Origin of the sequence: Dokdonia sp. Hel_I_53 (assembly GCF_007827465.1) — a bacterium.
In the GTDB taxonomy this organism is placed as follows: Bacteria; Bacteroidota; Bacteroidia; order Flavobacteriales; family Flavobacteriaceae; genus Dokdonia.
On the sequence record NZ_VISL01000001.1, the window covers coordinates 160,668 to 179,262 of the forward strand.

The window sequence follows — 18,595 nt, forward strand, 5'->3', positions numbered from 1 at the left end:
TTAAATGCTAGTTGTTAAGCATTACTGGCATTACCAGCATGGTAACATATTCACCTTCATCAAGTCCATCCACGGGAGTAAGAATTCCAGCTCTATTAGGTAATGACATTTCTAAAGACACATCATTTGCATTTAAGTTATTAAGCATTTCAGTTAAGAAGCGAGAGTTAAAACCTATTTGCATATCGTCTCCTTGATAATCACAAGTAAGACGTTCTTCGGCTTTGTTGCTATAATCAATGTCTTCTGCAGAAATATTAAGTTCTGCACCAGCAATTTTTAAACGAATCTGGTGAGTTGTCTTATTTGAAAATATAGATACTCGACGTACAGAATTTAAAAACTGATTACGGTCAATAGAAAGTCTGTTAGGGTTTTCTTTTGGTATGACCGCTTCATAATTAGGGTATTTGCCATCGATTAGACGACAGACAAGCTCTACATTATCAAACGTAAATTTTGCGTTACTCTCATTATACTCTACAGAAATTTCATCATCAGAAGTAGCAAGAATGCCTTTAAGCAAGTTCAGCGGCTTTTTTGGCATGATGAATTCAGCAGCTTGTGAAGCGACCACATCTGTGCGCATATACTTTACTAATTTATGTGCATCTGTGGCTACAAAAGTAAGTCCGTCTGTTGCAAATTGAAAAAATACACCACTCATTACGGGGCGTAGGTCGTCATTTCCAGTTGCAAAAATTGTATTACTTATTGCGGTCGCTAGTACGTTTCCAGGTATTTTAACAACACTTGGATCTTCTAAGGATACAGCATTTGGGAACTCAGCTCCATCTGCATACGCAAGTGCATATTTACCATGATTAGAGCTTATTTCAATTGTATTATTTTCGTGCTGAGTAAAAGTTAAAGGCTGCTCAGGAAAGGTTTTGAGTGTGTCAAGCAATAAGCGAGCTGGAATTGCTATAGATCCATTATCACTAGATTCTACATCTAGCTTTGCCGTCATAGTTGTTTCAAGATCTGAAGCAGATACAGTGAGTGAGTTTCCGTCTAATTCAAAAAGAAAATTATCGAGAATAGGGAGCGTATTACTGTTGTTGATCACCCCACCCAGTACTTGTAGTTGTTTGAGAAGGTACGAACTAGATACTATAAATTTCATAAAAAGTTAGGTTTTGCAATGGCAAGAAAATAAATATTTTTTGTAGAGGCTTAGAATTCTACTACGTTCATACAAATATATTTGAATTGCCACGGCTACAGAAAATAACTTATCAACAGCTAGTGGGCGAATTTTCTTTTTCTAATCCAGCCATAAATGACTCCAAAAATTATTAATATAGTCAGAGGCACCGCCATAGTCAAGACTTTCCACGTACTTAGATTTTGTGCAGTTTTCTTACCATCTAGAAATGGAAGTGCAATCTCTTTAGTCCTTATGTTAATAAGACCAGTGTCATCTAGCAGATAATTTACAGCATTGAGTAAAAATTCCTTGTTACCGTAACCTGTACGCGTATAATAGTCAAAGCCAAGTTCGAGAGGATTTCCCTTTCTGTCTATTTCATTTGCGATAATATCCCCATCAGAGATGAGAATAAACTTTGAGGGTTTTGTAGCGCTTTCGCGAAAGCTATCTTTATGTACTCCACTAGGTAACACTCTATTTTTAAAAGCGCTTTCAAAATTTCCTTCTAATAGAACGGCTAGCGGTTGATTTCCAGCATTGAAATCTCCTTCTATGGGTTCTTGATCTACCTGCGCTAGTGATATTTCTCTTGGAACGGCCTCTATCTTTGTTAAAATACTAGAAGTGAGCAACACAGTTTGATCAATAGATGGGGTATTCTTAAGTAATTCTATAGGGCTAGCGTAGTTAAATTTAACGGGCCTTTCAATATTCGTGTTAATAGGATGTGTGTTTAAGCCGGGAACTTGTGGTCTGTAAAACCATGGTAATTGTACATACTGTGAAGAACTCCCATCACCAGCAGCTACACTTAGTGGGGCAGAGTAGAGGTCTACTACTAATGCTGGGTTTATACGCACTCCATAGTTGAAAAATTGATCATTAAGATTTAAATCACGCTCAAAAGCAATCGCCTTACTGGTGTCGTTACGTAAACTATCATCTTCCATTATGACTGCATCTAGCATCCAGAGGGTATTTCCTCCATTTAGAATGTATTGATCAATTACATATTTTTGTTTTTCTGTAAATGGTTTTGTGGGCTTAGCAATCACAACTAGATCAAAGGTGTTTTGAAGAGCGTTTAAAGCCTTTGAAGGATCTTGATTTGCAACATTCATAGGGAAAGGGGCAATACTATAAGTTTCTCCTAGCTTACGGAACATATCTGCAATTTTTGCATCAGGTAATTCACCATTATCTCTGAGAACAGCAATTCGCTTAGATTTTGCATTTACAGAGCGATTGAACCCTTCGGCAAAGGCGTATTCTAAATTCTGAATAGAACTATAGACTAACTGTTCTGGAGAGCTTCCCGCTACATTTTTAACTAATGATACTGGGATAGCCTTATCATTGTAATTAATAGTCGCCCAAGGAAAAATGGTTTGTGTAGTTTCTTGACCATCACTCTTAACTTTAAGTGGGATTGTGTTCATCCCAAAAGAGTTAAACTGCGCAGAAACCTCTGCAGGGTTTTGTCCTTCTTCAACAGGGTTAGAAAACGCAAAAAGAATTTTTGGATTGTATGCCTGCATTTCTTCTAGAAGATACTGCGTTTCATTTTGCAATTTCTTAAACTCTGAGGGAAATGTACCCTCTAAAAACACATCAATTATAAGCGGACTGTTTATTTGATCTAAGATATCCTTAGTTGGGTCACTTAGACTATACCTCTGATCTTGCGTTAGGTCATAACGTTTATGAATGGTGGAGGCTATCAGATTTATCATTATGAGCACTAATAACCCTATTAGTATAGATGGCGTAGTTTTAAATACTTTTACAAATACAGATTTTTCCTTTTTATATTGCTGTCTTTGTAACCTACGCACAGTAAGAAATAGTAAGAAAGCAGTAAGCGATATAAAATAAACCAAATCCCTAGAGTCTATTACCCCACGACTAATGCTTTCATAATGAGATTGAATTCCAAGATTTTCAATAATTCGATCCCCACTACCTAAAAAATGATAATTAGCAATACCTTCTAACCCATAATAAAGCAAAAAACATATAAACACAGCACTTATAAAAGCCACGATCTGATTATCTGTAAGCGAGGAAGTGTATATACCTATAGAGGTATACACACCTGATAGAAATAACAGACCTATATAAGACCCAATAGTCACTCCAGTGTCTAGGTTACCTGTAGGATTACCTAATTGATATATTGCAATCACATAAATTAAAGTAGGTGCTAAAGCGATTATAATTAATAAGAAGGCTCCTAAATATTTGCCTAACGTAAGTTGTAAAGTGGTAATAGGCTTTGTGAGTAGTAATTCTAATGTACCTTGTTTTTGCTCATCACTTAAACTCCGCATTGTTATAGCTGGGATGAGAAGTAAAAAAATCCATGGTGCAAGCTGAAAGAAGGGGGCAAGATCTGCAAATCCACTATTAGGAATGTTAAATTGCCCCTCAAAGAACCAAAGAAATAAACCTGTGATTACGAGAAATAACGCAATTACAAGATAGCCAATGGCGCTAGTAAAAAATGAGGAAACTTCTTTTTTGAGTATGGCTATCAAGGGCTTAAATTTTATCTAGTAAAACTACAGTAGTTTTTTTATTTCTAAAAATTAATTAGTTGGATAAGTAGATTGTGGAGGTCCATCAATTGGGATGTGCGCTCCTAGATATTTGGGCTCTTTACCAATAGTGAGCTCTAAGAATGCCTTCACGTTAGCTAGAAGTTCTCTCTTTTTATTTCGATCTTCTTGTTGGTAAGCACGTTTATCTCCTATGAGACCATAGTAGTTAAGGTTTAATTTGTTTGCAATATAAATAGCTCTAGGTAAGTGAAACTCTTGAGTGACCACGACTGCATTTTTTACATTAAAGACAGAACTTGCTCGATACATACTGTCGTAAGTATCAAACCCTGCATAGTCTAGAAAGATAATGTCTTCTGGTACTCCTTGTTGCATTAAATATTCTTTCATAGCCTGTGGCTCATTGTATGATTTTGTACCATTATCGCCACTCAGTAAAAAACGCTCTACCTTGCCATTATTGTATAATTGTAATGCGCTTTCTACTCTATCTTCTAGCATTGTAGATAGATTTCCATTTGCACGTACACTGGCACCTAATACGATAACTGTGTAAACTGATGGGATCTCATCGATTTTATTTGAAATTTGATCCTTTGTAGAGGATTGAATATACCATGATAGCCCCATTATAAAACTAATCATGAGCACTCCCAATATGAGGAGTGTGTAGATGCTTTTTTTAACAATTTTAGTCACAAGTTAAATTTATAAAATTGAAATTGGTTTTTTATCGTCATCTATGGCCACAAATGTAAATCTTCCAGCGACTGCAAGTTCACGATCTTCACTATACATATCCTCTTTAAATATTTCCACGCGTACAATGCAACTCGTATTACCTACTTTTTCTACATGTGCTACTAACTCTACAAAACTACCTTGAGGGATTGATTTTGTAAAGTCTATTTGATCAGTAGACACAGTTACTACCTTCTTACGACTAAAGCGCGTAGCACAAATAAAAGCAGCTTCATCCATCATGTGCAAAGCAGTTCCTCCAAAAAGGGTATCATAATGATTTGTTGTGTTTGGAAATACAGCCTTGAAGATGCGGGTTTCAGATTTACTTATGCGATTTTCTATACTAGCCATCATCTTAGATTTTTTTAAAAAGGAGACCTCTCACTAAGAAGCTCATTGTATCTTTGCAAGGTCTTAAAACCCAATAAATGACACAAGTATTAGAAGCGCTAAAATGGCGATACGCTACAAAAAAATTTAACCCTAACAATAAATTATCTTTTGAGAAGATAAATACTCTAAAAAAAGCTTTTAATCTTACAGCTACTAGTTTTGGTTTACAGCCTGTACGTCTTGTGGTTTTAAATGATAAGACTATACAAGAGAAATTAGTTGCTGCGTCAATGGGGCAGCGCCAAGTTGCAGATGCATCCCATTTACTCATACTTTGTATTGAAAAAAATGTAGGTAAAGTATACGTAGAAAATTACTTTGATAGAGTTAAGGATATTAGAAGTACCCCTGAAGAGGTTTTAAAACCCTTCAAGAACTATTTGCTCGATCATTTTACAACAACTTCAGAGCAAGAAAAGCAATTGTGGGCAGCAAAACAAGCGTACCTTGTTATGGGTAATCTTCTTACTGTGTGCGCGCTAGAAGGAATAGACGCTTGTCCTATGGAGGGGTTTGTTCCTAGTGAGTATAATGATATTTTAGGGCTTGCAGAGAAAGGTATAGAGGCTGTTCTAGTACTGCCTGTAGGGTACAGAGCAGAAGACGATATGTTTTCAGATTTTAAAAAGGTACGTAAGCCGCTGGAAAATTCAGTGATAGATATGTAATTGCTTTATGCTTTCGCGAAAGCGTATTTTAAAACTATTAAAGCGAAGTAAACATGACGAGGACACGTTATGCTAATTCCTTAAGTTGGTCTTGAAAAGCTTTGATTTGATCACGTAATTTTGCTGCTTGCATAAAGTCTAATTCTTTTGCGGCAGTTTCCATAGCCTTACGTGTAGTACGTATTTTCTTTTCAATTTGCGGTTTAGTAAGATATTCTTCTGCATCCTCGGCAGCGAGGTTTACAAGTTCTTCGGCTTCGACTTTATAGGTGGCTTTGCGCGTTAAGGCATTGTCTAGCGATTTTTTAATCGCCATAGGTGTCAAGCCGTTTTTAGTGTTATAATCAATTTGCTTCTGACGGCGATAGTTACTATCGTCTATGGTTTCTTGCATGGACTTCGTAACTTTATCTGCATACATGATGGCCTTGCCGTTTACGTTTCTGGCTGCTCTACCAATTGTTTGAGTTAGGGAACGATTGCTACGTAAAAACCCCTCTTTATCTGCATCAAGAATAGCAACTAGTGAGACTTCCGGTAGGTCTAATCCTTCTCTTAGTAAATTAACTCCTACAAGAACATCATATAATCCCTTGCGAAGGTCTTGCATAATTTCTACTCGCTCTAAAGTATCTACATCTGAGTGTATATATCGTGTTCTTATATCAATTCGTGTAAGGTATTTTGTGAGTTCCTCTGCCATACGCTTTGTGAGTGTAGTTACTAAAATGCGCTCGTCTCTCTCTACAACTTTATTTATCTCCTCTATGAGATCATCTATTTGATTAAGTGAAGGTCGTACTTCTACAATAGGGTCTAATAGACCTGTAGGTCTAATGATTTGCTCCACGTAAGTTCCTTCAGATTTTTGTAATTCATAATCTGCAGGTGTGGCAGAAACATAAATTACCTGATTCTGTAAAGCTTCCCACTCTTCAAATTTAAGCGGTCTATTATCCATAGCCGCAGGCAATCTAAATCCATATTCTACCAGATTTTCTTTTCTACTCCTATCACCTCCGTACATGGCACTTACTTGAGAAACCGTTACGTGACTTTCATCTACAACCATAAGATAATCACTAGGGAAGTAGTCTAACAAACAGAAAGGTCTTGTTCCAGGCTCACGACCGTCTAAGTATCGAGAGTAATTTTCAATACCAGAGCAATATCCTAGCTCTCGTATCATTTCAAGATCAAAATTAGTGCGTTCATCGAGGCGTTTTGCCTCCAGATGTTTTCCTACTTCCTCAAAGAAGCCTACTTGCTTCACAAGATCTTCCCCTATTTGATTAATGGCTCCTTGTAAAACATCTGGTGAGGTAACAAACATGTTTGCAGGGTAGATCCTAAGTCTTGAGTATTTTTCAATAACCTCTGCACTCTTTGGGTCAAAAGCTTCAATTTCTTCAATTTCATCTCCAAAAAAGTGAACCCTAAAAGCCATATCTGAGTAGCCAGGAAAAATTTCAACAATATCTCCTTTTATTCTAAAGTTACCTCGGTTAAAGTCTCCTTCAGTACGCGAGTATAAACTTTGTACAAGCTTTTTAAGTAACATCGTGCGAGCAATGACCTGATCTGTTTTAATTTCAATAACATTTTTTTGAAATTCTACAGGGTTACCTATACCATATAAGCAGGATACAGAGGCAACTACAAGCACGTCCCTTCGTCCAGAAAGGAGTGATGAGGTAGTGCTCAACCTCATTTTCTCTATCTCTTCGTTAATAGATAAATCTTTCTCAATGTATACTCCAGAGGATGGGATAAACGCTTCGGGCTGATAATAATCATAGTAAGACACAAAGTATTCAACAGCATTATCTGGAAAAAAAGCTTTAAACTCACTGTATAATTGTGCTGCAAGTGTCTTATTATGTGCAAGTACTAATGTAGGTTTTTGAACATTCTCTATTACGTTTGCAATCGTAAATGTTTTTCCACTTCCAGTAACTCCTAATAATGTTTGGTAAGTTTCTTTTGCATGAATCCCTTCTGTCAAAGATTTAATTGCAGAGGGTTGATCACCAGTAGGTTTAAAGTCAGATTGTAGTGTAAATTTCAAGCGCTTTCTTTTGTATAAAAATACGGGTTTTTTACGCTTTCGCGAAAGCGTAAAACTCCTAAAGAAATCATAAGAATTAGGGTGTTATTAGGCTCATTCAATTTCAGAGAGCACTTCTAAAATAATAGCACAGCCTTTTCTAATTTCTTTTTCTGAAATTATTAATGGAGGCGTAATACGAATGGCTTTACTCTCAAAGAGTAACCAAAATAAAATGAGACCTCTGTCTTGACACTTTAAAATAACTTCTGATGCAATCTCTGCAGATGGGGTAATTAACGCGAGCATGAGTCCGCGACCTCGAATTTCTTCAATTAAAGGATGTACTAATAGAGACCTAAATAGTTGCTCTTTCTTCAGCGTCTCTTCTATAAGGTCTGATTCGGTTATTTCTTGTAAGGTGGCTAGTGCCGCAGCAGCAATTACTGGGTGACCGCCAAAGGTGGTAATGTGTCCTAATTTTGGATTGTCAGAAAGCAAAGTCATCAATTCTCTTGATGCTGTGAAAGCACCTATAGGCATCCCACCTCCAAGACCTTTACCAGTAACTAAAATATCTGGCGTGACATTGTAGTGCTCAAAACCAAATAGCTTACCTGTACGTCCCATTCCAGGTTGTACTTCATCAAGAACTAATAAAGCTCCTACATCATCACATCGTGTCTTGACTTTATGAAGAAAATCATTGATAGGCTCAATAAAGCCTGCGCCACCTTGAATAGTTTCTAGAAAAACAGCAGCTGTTCTTTTAGAAATCCGATCGAGGTACCGTTCACAATTAAATTTAATAAAAGAAATATCACCTACCATAGGTCTAAAAGGAGCAGTACGTTCTTCATTGCTCATAAGACTCAATGCTCCATAACTATTACCGTGATATGCATTTACAGCTGCGATAATTTCTGTGCGTCCTGTGGCTCTACGAGCCAACTTTATTGCACCATCTATGGCTTCTGTACCACTATTAACTAAATAGGTACTTTCTAAAGGAGAAGGCAAGTGTTGAGCGAGTAGTTTTGTGAGTTGCACAGCTGGAGATTGTGCGTATTCTCCATATACCATGACGTGCATATATTTATCCAGTTGTGACTTGATCGCATCTTTTACTCTGGGATGTTGGTGTCCTAGGCTGCATGCAGAAACACCTGCTACAAAATCTAAATATCTTTTTTCTGAGGTATCATAAATATAGCTTCCCTCTGCACGATGCACTTCCATCGCTAGGGGATGCGGCGTGGTTTGAGCTTGATATTTGAAAAAGTCAGATTTCAAAATGATTATGGGAAGCTTGTAGCTGTTTTGATTTTGCTTTCGCGGAAGCGTCTACATTATTATATATCTAAATGCATGCTAATAATTTATTAACGTTGTCTTCTTCCAGCTCTAGCAGATGTAGGTTGTCCATATTGCCGCTTAGGCTGGTTCCCTGCGCGTTTCATGTTTGCCTTCATTTCTTTAAGTTGACCTGCTAACATATTGTGTTTATCGTGAGCCTCTGCTTCTTTTAGTAATGTTTGTGCTTCACGTTTACGATTTTTGGTCATTGCAATACCTGCAAGATTTAATTTTGCCATAGCAAGATCTGCACTCATCGATAATCCTAAATTAATTGCTTTCTTGAAATGCTTTTCGGCAAGTGTCATATTATCTTGGCTTACCATTAAGCCTTGAAGATAATAGTAATATCCTTGCTGTTTTTTTACAAGCGCAGCTTCTGGGTTTTTAATCTTAGAAAGCCATTTTTGTGCACCTGGAAAGTCTTGTTTTCTTAAACGTAAGAAGGCTAGGACAATAATTTCATTTTTAAAATAAAGGAGGACGAATATTGCAGCTAATAAAATAAGCATGATTCCATTTCCTATTTCATTTTCTATAAATTGCCAAACAGCGAGGGCGATTGTTGCTACTGCGAGAAAAAGTTTGATATTTTTATTAAACATTATCTTTTATTTAATCAGATTAAGGAGTTATTTTTGCGCTTAGTTAAGCAGATTGCAAAGGTAGTTAAAAGCGAGTAAAATATTTTTTATTTTCCATTTGTGATTGTAAAAATAGATTGTATATTTGCGCCCAGCTTAGAAAGCGATAAGAACGAATTAAAATCACATTGGTCTTAAAGACCCTAAAGTAATAGATTATGCCGAAAAGAACGTTTCAGCCATCAAAGAGAAAAAGAAGAAATAAGCACGGTTTTAGAGAGCGTATGGCTTCAGTAAACGGTCGTAAAGTTTTAGCACGTCGTCGTGCTAAAGGAAGAAAGAAAATATCTGTTTCTTCTGAGACGCGTCATAAAAAATAATGCATCCGTATTGATGTACATATTAAGGTGTTACTTTTTTTAAGTAACACCTTTTTTTATACCCTGTCAGTTCATAATTTTAGAAATTAAGAAATACTATTTTAAATGCCTAAAAACAAAAACCTAAAGTCCATCCTTCTCATCGGTTCTGGGCCTATTGTAATTGGTCAAGCGTGTGAATTTGATTATGCTGGTTCTCAATCCTTACGTTCTTTACGTGAAGATGGTATCGAAACCATACTTATTAACTCAAATCCTGCCACTATAATGACAGACCCGTCTATGGCAGACCACGTGTATTTATTACCGCTTAACACAAAATCAATTGTTCAGATTTTGAAAGAGCATCCACAAATAGATGCAGTGCTTCCCACAATGGGGGGGCAGACAGCACTCAATTTATGTATTGAAGCAGATGAGAAAGGCATCTGGAAAGATTTTGGAGTAGATTTAATAGGAGTAGATATTGATGCTATTAATATTACGGAAGATAGAGATCAATTTAAAAACTTAATGCGAGAGATAGGGATACCTATGGCTCCTCAAGCGAGCGCTAATTCTTTTTTAACGGGTAAAGAAATTGCCCAAGAGTTTGGGTTTCCACTTGTAATTCGATCTTCCTTTACATTAGGAGGAGCAGGAGCATCTTTTGTTTATAAAGAAGAAGATTTTGATGAGTTACTCTCTCATGGTCTAGAGGTGTCGCCGGTACATGAGGTAATGATAGACAAAGCCTTGATAGGTTGGAAAGAGTATGAGTTAGAGTTATTAAGAGATGCAAATGATAATGTTGTAATTATTTGTACTATAGAAAATATGGATCCTATGGGGATTCACACAGGAGATTCTATTACTGTGGCTCCAGCTATGACCCTATCTGATGTTACGTATCAGAAAATGCGTGATATGGCTATACACATGATGCGCAGTATAGGTGATTTTGCAGGAGGGTGTAATGTTCAATTTGCTGTAAATCCTGATAATGAAGAAGAAATTATTGCAATTGAAATAAATCCACGTGTATCTCGATCATCTGCATTAGCCTCTAAGGCTACAGGTTATCCTATTGCAAAAATAGCGACAAAGCTAGCTATAGGCTACAACCTAGATGAACTTGATAACCAAATAACAAAATCTACATCAGCACTATTTGAGCCCACATTAGATTATGTGATTGTTAAAATACCGCGATGGAACTTTGACAAATTCGAAGGTAGTGATCGTACTTTAGGTTTACAGATGAAATCTGTAGGCGAGGTGATGGGCATAGGTCGCTCGTTCCAAGAAGCACTTCATAAAGCTACACAATCATTAGAGATAAAACGTAACGGCTTAGGAGCAGATGGTAAAGGATTAAAGAGCTATGATCAAATCATAGAAAAGCTTACAAATGCGAGTTGGGATCGTGTATTTGTCATTTATGACGCAATTGCAATGGGAATTCCGCTCAAACGTATTCATGAGATCACTAAAATAGATATGTGGTTCTTAAAGCAGTATGAAGAACTGCATTTGATGGATCAAGAAATATCTAATTATAAAATTGATACCTTACCTCGAGAGTTGCTACTGGAAGCAAAACAGCGGGGATTTGCAGATCGTCAAATTGCACACATGCTAGGGTGTCTTGAAAGTGAAGTTTACAATAAAAGAGATGAACTAAAAATAAATAGAGTCTACAAGCTTGTAGACACATGTGCGGCAGAGTTTGTTGCAAAAACACCTTATTTCTATTCTACATTTGAAAATGAGATGGAAACTGCAGATGGGAATAAATTTTCTCATAATGAAAGTATTGTCTCAGATAAGAAGAAAATAATTGTATTAGGATCTGGACCCAATAGAATTGGACAAGGGATTGAATTTGATTATTGCTGTGTACATGGTGTACTTGCCGCGGCAGAATGTGGTTACGAAACTATCATGATTAACTGTAATCCAGAAACGGTTTCTACAGATTTTGACACAGCCGATAAACTCTATTTTGAGCCTGTTTTTTGGGAGCATATTTACGACATCATAAGGCATGAAAAGCCAGAAGGTGTCATTGTACAACTAGGAGGACAAACAGCACTCAAGCTTGCAGAAAAGCTAGATCGCTATGGTATAAAGATTTTGGGAACAAGCTACAAAGCTTTAGATCTTGCAGAAGATAGAGGAAGCTTCTCATCTCTTTTAAAAGATTTAGATATTCCTTACCCTGAATTTGATGTAGCCGAAACAGCAGATGAAGCACTAGCAGTAGCTAAGAAATTAGATTACCCAATTCTTGTGCGCCCTTCTTATGTATTAGGAGGTCAAGGAATGAAAATAGTTATTAATGACGAAGACCTAGAAGAGCACGTAGTAGATTTATTACAAAAAATACCTAATAACAAACTGTTGCTAGATCATTATTTAGATGGAGCAATTGAAGCAGAAGCAGATGCCATTTGTGACGGGGAAGATGTTTATATTATTGGGATCATGGAGCACATAGAACCTTGTGGTATTCACTCTGGAGATTCTAACGCGACACTTCCACCATTCAATCTAGGTGATTTAGTGTTGGAGCAAATTAAAGATCACACCCGTAAGATAGCCTTAGCTTTAGAGACCGTAGGCCTTATTAATATACAGTTTGCGGTTAAAGATGATAAAGTTTATATCATTGAAGCAAATCCTAGAGCATCCCGTACGGTACCATTTATTGCAAAGGCATATAAAGAACCTTACGTTAACTATGCGACGAAAGTGATGTTAGGAGAGAAAAAAGTAAAGGATTTTAATTTTAATCCACAACTAGAAGGATATGCTATTAAGCAACCAGTATTTTCTTTCAATAAATTTCCTAATGTAAATAAAAAGCTAGGTCCAGAAATGAAAAGTACTGGAGAAAGTATCCTGTTTATTGATAACTTAAGAGATGATGCCTTTTATGATTTATATGCAAGAAGAAAAATGTATTTAAGTAAGTAATTGTTTTCTTATAAATACGCTTTCGCGAAAGCTAAACCCATAAACCTCCATGTAATCATGGAGGTTTTTTCGTCTAAATACATATATATTGCTCCATATCACGTTTTTTAGCGTTAATATAAGTTAATGATGTAATATTATTCTTACATAATGATGATTAATTGAATATCTATTAATATATTGCTTATGTAATCAAAAAGAAAGAAAAGATGTTAAAAAAAATACTAATCACAGCAAGCTTTATTTTAGTGACACTTACATCTTTTTCTCAAACGAAAGACTTGGCAATAGCCAAAATTCCAGAGCTTACATTATCACATAGAAGCGATCAGGTAGCTGTCTACCCAAATCCTGCAAATAGTGAAATTTCAATCTCTAATAAATCAGGTTTAATATTAAAACTCACAGTATTTAATATTTTAGGAGATGAATTAATAACTCAAAAAATTACTAATGGGCTAACTGATATCAATGTGAGTAATTTACCAGCAGGAACTTATATTGTTGCATTTGCAGACGAGCAAAAAGTAACAACCCAGAGACTTATTATTGGATAGTTTTCAAGATTAGAATAGATAAAAAAAGGGCTGCAATTGCAGCCCTTTTTTTATCTATTGAAGTGGGGTGATTTTTCTGGAGTTACTTTCGTTATAAAATATTTAGTATCCCCCCAAAAGGAAAATGTTCCAAATCGTTCTATATAATCTACTTTCACATATTGGCCTTGATAAGTATTAAGACTTTTTATTACGTCGTCTTCTTTATCCAAGACGGAGAAGCTAAAAATTTGTGCACCGCTTATGCCTTGACTAATCTCTCCTTCCCAAGTTTTGAAAACTACTCCCTTGTTAGAAAATTTAATAAGTTCTCCAGCACGAGTACCTTTACTGTAAGGCACATAATAAACAAAGGCAAACCATCCAGCTGCCATTAAGAAGATAGTCGTAAGGACGACAAAGAGTATTTTTTTCATAATATTTTTATTAGTCTTTCAAAGTTAGTGTATCATCATCACCTAACGCTCTTTTTATAATCGCATCAGGAAGTGCTTTTTTTGCTTTGGCTCCCATCTTTTTGAGTCTTTCTACTCTTGTAATTAAATTTCCGTTGCCTTCTACAAGTTTATTCATGGCGGCTGAGTATCCTTGTTTTGCATCATCCATTTTTTTACCTACCGAAGTTAGATCAGTCACAAGCCCATGAAATTTATCGTATAAGGCCCCTGCTTGCTTAGCAATTTCTAAAGCATTTTGTTGCTGTTTTTCATTGTTCCACATGCTATCAATAGTGCGTAGAGTTGCTAGCAGGGTAGAAGGGGTAACAATAACAATATTTTTTTCAAATGCTTGATTGTATAATTGGTTGTCACTATTTATTGCGATGGCAAATGCAGGCTCTATAGGAATAAAGAGTAGTACAAAATCTGGACTTTCTATTTGATAAAGGTCGTGGTAGTTTTTATCGCTAAGCTGTTGTACATGACGTTTAAGCGCGTTAATATGTTCTTTAAGGTGAGCGTCTCTTAAAATTTTATCATCCTCATTTACAAAACGCTCATAAGCTCTTAATGACACTTTGCTATCTACGATCATCTTTTTATTATCGGGAAGATGGATCACGACATCTGGCAACACACGATTACCTTCTTCAGTAGTAAAACTCTGTTGCATAAAATACTCTCGATCTTTTTCAAGACCAGATTTTTCTAGTACGCGTTCTAGTACAAGTTCTCCCCAGTTACCCTGCATCTTACTATCACCTTTTAAAGCTTTGGTGAGGTTGCTGGCCTCTTTAGTCATTTGCTCATTAAGGGCTGTTAATCCTTTAATTTGCTCTCGAAGGGCAGAGGTTCTATCAATAGCTTCTTTATTTGTTTCTTCTACTCTTTTTTCAAAATGTTGAATTTTTTCTTGAAGGGGTTTGAGGATGATATCAAGATTTTGCTTGTTTTGTAAAGTAAATTTTGAAGATTTATCTTCCAGTATTTTTTGAGCTACAATTTCAAAGTCCTTGGTAAATTTTTCTTGAAGTTGCTGCAATTCCATATTTTTTTCTTCCATACGTAATTTTAGATTAGAAAAATCTACATTACGTGCGGTCAGTTCATTTTGAAATTGATCTTTTTCTTCCCTCAAGTACGCAAGCTGCTTCTCATTAGCTGCTCTCAAGGCCGTGAGTTGTAGGTCTTTTTCTGCACGTATTTCTGAGATTTGATTTTCTGCTTTCGCGAAAGCGTCTTTACTCTCGGTCACGTTTAGTTGTGCTTGTGAAAGTCGTTCCTCTATACTAGAAAGCTCACCTTTCTTTTTAAGATTTGCAATAAAAAAACCTAGAGCGGCACCTATAAGAAGTGCGCCAGTAGCAATAAGTAAAAGGAGAAGAGATTCATTCATACTGTAAATATAAAAAGAACCTAACGCAATAATTACTCTAAATCAAATCGTTTTTGAACAGTATTAAAGGTAATATGTTTACTTGGAAATAAGGAGCTGAATATATCTGTCTTTATTAGATTTTCTGGTGAGTCCATAAAAACACCTTCTTTGTGTAGCACAATAAGAGAGTCACATCTCTCAATAGCGTATTCTATATCGTGTGTAGAAAAAAGTACGGTCTTATTTTGATCGTGTGCAATGCTTGCTAGAAGCTTTAGTAAAGATGCTTTGTGATGTAAGTCAAGATGTGATAGTGGTTCATCTAGCAACATTACATCTGTGTCTTGAGCGAGTGCTCTCGCTATAAGAACGCGTTGTAATTGTCCATCACTAAGTTCTGAGCATTTTTTATGTCTAATAGTATATGTTTCGGTAACATGTAATGCTTCTTTTATGTGAGTAAGGTCTACTTTATTTAAAGTCCCTATCCAATTGGTATAAGGTTGCCGTCCCAATCCAACAAGCTCAGAAACACTCAAGTTTTTTGAAGTGTTTTCTTGTGTGAGTACAACACTTATTTTTTTTGCAACAGTCAAGTTGTCTAGAGTTGTTAAAGGTTTTTGATTTAAAAAAATTGTTCCAGCAAGTGGTGGTTGTAACCCAGAAAGTGTACGTAGTAACGTAGACTTACCAGAGCCATTGATACCTATTAGACCAGTGAGAGTACTTTTTTTTAAATCAAAAGAGATATTATCTAAAATCCTGCTTTGAGATTTTTTTGTAACGTATCCTACAGAGAGACCTTTTGTGGTTAGTGTACTATGTAATGTGCTTTTTTTCATTAAAACAGTACTTTCTTTTTACGAACTAATAACCAAATAACTACTGGAGCACCTAATAATGCAGAAATTGCATTAATGGGTAATGTATATTGGCTATAAGGAACTTGTGCAAGCGTATCACAAAGGAGCATAAGTATTGCACCTCCTATCATTACAGCGGGCAATAAGATAACATGATTTGCTGTAGGTATGACTTGTCTTATAAGGTGTGGAACCGCAAGACCTATAAACGCAATAGGGCCTGCAAAGGCCGTAATACTTCCTGCTAAGAGGCTTGTGGAAATAATAATAGTAAGTCTTGTCCTAGAAAATTTTAGCCCTAATGTTTTTGCATACATATCACCTAACAATAGAGTGTTAAGTGATTTTAAGCTTAGGATGGATAAAAAAATACCTATAACAAAACAACCAGTAAGTATATAAACTCCACGCCACGAAAGATCCCCTAAACTGCCAAAAGACCAAAAAATAAAACGCTGCAGCTCTTCAGCTTTACTAAAATAAGAGAGTACACTCACAACCGCACTTGTGATACTCCCTACCATGAGTCCGATTATAAGAAGAGCCATAGTATCACGCACCCGAGATGCAACTGATAACACAATGAGCAACACGGAAGCACTACCAACACTTGATGCCAAAATCAATCCCCATTTTCCCGAAATATATATTGAGGAAATACCAATGGCAGTGCCACCCAGAATATACAAAGCTACTCCTAAACTGGCTCCACTACTAATACCAAGTACAAAAGGACCAGCAAGTGGGTTTCTAAACAGCGTTTGCATTAATAAACCCGCTACAGCAAGTCCTGCACCAGCTATGACAGCTGTTATAGCTTTAGGTAATCTATAGTCTAAGAGGATATATTCCCAAGACTTCTTTGACAACTCACCACCGGTAAAACCTTCAAAAATTTCATTTATAGGAATGTGTACAGACCCTAGACTTAAATTGAGAAAAAAACTAAGTAGTAGTACTAAAGTCAATCCTATAAAGCAATATGTATATGTAGATTTACTCATCTAAAGGAGTAAAAAATATAGAAGATTTAGGCATTTGTTCTGGATGTAATATACTTACTAAATCTTCTAATACAAGATCTGGTCTATTAGGTGCAAGCTCGTAATATAAAACTCCGCCCTTAATCCCCTTTTGTTTAGCAAACGTATAAATCCTTTTATTTTTAAAAGAATCAAACTCGCCATAAACTTTATTGTCACTTAATAATTTTGAATAGCTAGTATATTGTGCTGGCGCTATCCAAAATGCTGCATCTTGACCTTCATCTAATACAGCTTCAACACTCATCGTAATACTACCAGTACCAGCGGTTTGTGACCAAAGGTAATTTCCGCCCGCATCATCTATAATTTTTGCTTGCCAACTTTCTCCGTTAGGTACATACCAAACGTCTTTATACATAGCACCACTTAAAACAGTAGGTTTGTCAACAATTTTTTTGGCTTTTTCTTTCGTTGATAAGTAATTTCTTTCAATCCTCTTGAAAATACTATCTGCCTCATGTGCTTTGTTATACAGCGCGCCAAAAAATTTAATCCATTCAGCTTTTCCAAGTGGATGGGTTTCTACCCAATCACCATTATAAATTACGGGTATTTTAGCATTTTGTAGCGTATTTAAAGTTTTATTTTCACCTTCTACTCCAAAGGACACCACCACATCTGGCGATAGCTCTATTACAAGTTCTGTGTTGAGAGATTCATTATATCCTACTTCTTTGATTAAATTTTGATCAATACGCTTTCGCGAAAGCGGACTCGAAATGTAATCTAACCCTGGAAACCCAACTAATGTTTGCGCTACGCCCAACGTTTCTAGTGAAGGAATATGTGTAGTAGAGGTAACAATTATAGACTGGATAGGGGTGATTAGAGTTTGATCAATGCGGTTACTATTTTTTAGAGAATCTGCAAGTTGAGTATTATTTGAGTCATTTAGAAGCGCATATGAATATACCTTGTCAGAACCTGGGAAAGCCTTGGTAATATCAAGTATGGTATAATCTTTATATGAAGTGATGTTAAAGCCCTCTGCGTAGGTAACTGCATTTTCTAATTGTACAGACTCCACTGTTGAAGATGTTTCTTTAATGGGTTCACTCTGCTGCTTACAACTTAATAGTTGTAAATTAATTAAAAGTAGAATAACAGGTGCTAGAACCATTTTTTTCATAGTTCAAAAATAGCATTTATGAAATAAGAAATAGACTCCTCATTTTAAATGTTATTTTCTTTACTGTTTATTTTGCAAATAGACACATAGAAGTTAGTTATATTTGCCTTGAAATTTTTGGTTCTGATACACTTCACAAGTGTTGAAGATTAAAAGGGAATTCCGTCAATAATCGGAAGCTGTTCCCGCAACTGTGAGCTAAGTCCTTGAAAGGGCTAGTTGCAAATACATAACCACTGTCTTAAGGTGTAAAGATGGGAAGGTGCAACAAAAGCAAGCCAGGAGACCTGCCATGATTGAACATAAAATCCAGCGACTTTCGGGTAAAAAGTCGGTAG

16 protein-coding genes and 1 riboswitch are annotated in these 18,595 nt (G+C 36.1%); of the genes, 4 read left to right on the forward strand and 12 right to left on the reverse strand.

Features of this window, described 5'->3' with window-relative positions; all coding sequences use genetic code 11:
- Positions 1-7: 7 nt before the first annotated feature.
- The 4 genes from dnaN to OD90_RS00725 all read right to left on the reverse strand — a co-directional run bounded on the left by dnaN (position 8) and on the right by OD90_RS00725 (position 4,809).
- On the reverse strand, positions 8-1,126 hold the full coding sequence (dnaN, locus tag OD90_RS00710; RefSeq protein ID WP_144665308.1) for a DNA polymerase III subunit beta: 1,119 nt from the start codon (positions 1,124-1,126) through the stop codon (positions 8-10).
- 119 nt (positions 1,127-1,245) lie between these two features.
- Complete coding sequence (gene gldG, locus OD90_RS00715) at positions 1,246-3,690, reverse strand: gliding motility-associated ABC transporter substrate-binding protein GldG (protein ID WP_144665309.1); 2,445 nt, start codon at positions 3,688-3,690, stop codon at positions 1,246-1,248.
- 51 nt (positions 3,691-3,741) lie between these two features.
- A complete protein-coding gene (locus OD90_RS00720) occupies positions 3,742-4,413 on the reverse strand; it encodes a vancomycin high temperature exclusion protein (protein ID WP_261374436.1) in 672 nt (223 codons plus the stop codon).
- A gap of 9 nt (positions 4,414-4,422) precedes the next feature.
- Positions 4,423-4,809 (reverse strand): acyl-CoA thioesterase, encoded by a 387-nt coding sequence (locus OD90_RS00725; RefSeq protein WP_144669603.1) that lies wholly within the window; start codon positions 4,807-4,809, stop codon positions 4,423-4,425.
- 77 nt (positions 4,810-4,886) lie between these two features.
- Here OD90_RS00725 and OD90_RS00730 point away from each other — a divergent pair, with 77 nt between their 5' ends.
- A complete protein-coding gene (locus OD90_RS00730) occupies positions 4,887-5,519 on the forward strand; it encodes an NAD(P)H-dependent oxidoreductase (protein ID WP_144665310.1) in 633 nt (210 codons plus the stop codon).
- Between the two features lie 67 nt (positions 5,520-5,586).
- On the opposite strand, the gene uvrB is transcribed toward OD90_RS00730, so the two are convergent.
- The 3 genes from uvrB to OD90_RS00745 form a co-directional block, all read right to left on the reverse strand.
- On the reverse strand, positions 5,587-7,587 hold the full coding sequence (gene uvrB, locus OD90_RS00735) for an excinuclease ABC subunit UvrB (RefSeq protein WP_144665311.1): 2,001 nt from the start codon (positions 7,585-7,587) through the stop codon (positions 5,587-5,589).
- Between the two features lie 93 nt (positions 7,588-7,680).
- Complete coding sequence (locus OD90_RS00740; RefSeq protein ID WP_144665312.1) at positions 7,681-8,859, reverse strand: aspartate aminotransferase family protein; 1,179 nt, start codon at positions 8,857-8,859, stop codon at positions 7,681-7,683.
- 89 nt (positions 8,860-8,948) lie between these two features.
- Positions 8,949-9,527 carry a DUF2892 domain-containing protein gene (locus tag OD90_RS00745; RefSeq protein WP_144665318.1) on the reverse strand — a complete coding sequence of 193 codons (579 nt, stop codon included), beginning with the start codon at positions 9,525-9,527 and terminating at the stop codon, positions 8,949-8,951.
- 197 nt (positions 9,528-9,724) lie between these two features.
- Here OD90_RS00745 and rpmH point away from each other — a divergent pair, with 197 nt between their 5' ends.
- The 3 genes from rpmH to OD90_RS00760 all read left to right on the forward strand — a co-directional run bounded on the left by rpmH (position 9,725) and on the right by OD90_RS00760 (position 13,401).
- Positions 9,725-9,886 (forward strand): 50S ribosomal protein L34, encoded by a 162-nt coding sequence (gene rpmH, locus OD90_RS00750; RefSeq protein ID WP_144665320.1) that lies wholly within the window; start codon positions 9,725-9,727, stop codon positions 9,884-9,886.
- Between the two features lie 105 nt (positions 9,887-9,991).
- Positions 9,992-12,844 carry a carbamoyl-phosphate synthase large subunit gene (gene carB / locus OD90_RS00755; RefSeq protein WP_144665323.1) on the forward strand — a complete coding sequence of 951 codons (2,853 nt, stop codon included), beginning with the start codon at positions 9,992-9,994 and terminating at the stop codon, positions 12,842-12,844.
- A 209-nt stretch (positions 12,845-13,053) separates the two neighbouring features.
- On the forward strand, positions 13,054-13,401 hold the full coding sequence (locus tag OD90_RS00760) for a T9SS type A sorting domain-containing protein (protein WP_144665325.1): 348 nt from the start codon (positions 13,054-13,056) through the stop codon (positions 13,399-13,401).
- 50 nt (positions 13,402-13,451) lie between these two features.
- Here the strand turns inward: OD90_RS00760 and OD90_RS00765 are convergent, their stop codons facing one another.
- Genes OD90_RS00765 through OD90_RS00785 form a run of 5 tightly spaced genes read right to left on the reverse strand, consistent with a single transcriptional unit; the run spans position 13,452 to position 18,257 of the window.
- Positions 13,452-13,817, reverse strand: a complete 366-nt coding sequence (locus tag OD90_RS00765; protein ID WP_144665327.1) for a 6-phosphogluconate dehydrogenase — start codon at positions 13,815-13,817, stop codon at positions 13,452-13,454.
- A 10-nt stretch (positions 13,818-13,827) separates the two neighbouring features.
- Entirely contained in the window at positions 13,828-15,237 is a 1,410-nt protein-coding gene (gene rmuC, locus OD90_RS00770; RefSeq protein WP_144665329.1) for a DNA recombination protein RmuC, read from the reverse strand.
- Between the two features lie 32 nt (positions 15,238-15,269).
- Complete coding sequence (locus OD90_RS00775) at positions 15,270-16,061, reverse strand: ABC transporter ATP-binding protein (RefSeq protein WP_144665331.1); 792 nt, start codon at positions 16,059-16,061, stop codon at positions 15,270-15,272.
- Entirely contained in the window at positions 16,061-17,086 is a 1,026-nt protein-coding gene (locus OD90_RS00780; protein ID WP_144665333.1) for an iron ABC transporter permease, read from the reverse strand. The genes OD90_RS00775 and OD90_RS00780 overlap by 1 nt, the downstream gene beginning before the upstream one ends.
- On the reverse strand, positions 17,079-18,257 hold the full coding sequence (locus OD90_RS00785) for an ABC transporter substrate-binding protein (RefSeq protein WP_144665335.1): 1,179 nt from the start codon (positions 18,255-18,257) through the stop codon (positions 17,079-17,081). The genes OD90_RS00780 and OD90_RS00785 overlap by 8 nt, the downstream gene beginning before the upstream one ends.
- A gap of 101 nt (positions 18,258-18,358) precedes the next feature.
- Positions 18,359-18,567, forward strand: a riboswitch (cobalamin riboswitch).
- Positions 18,568-18,595 lie beyond the last annotated feature (28 nt).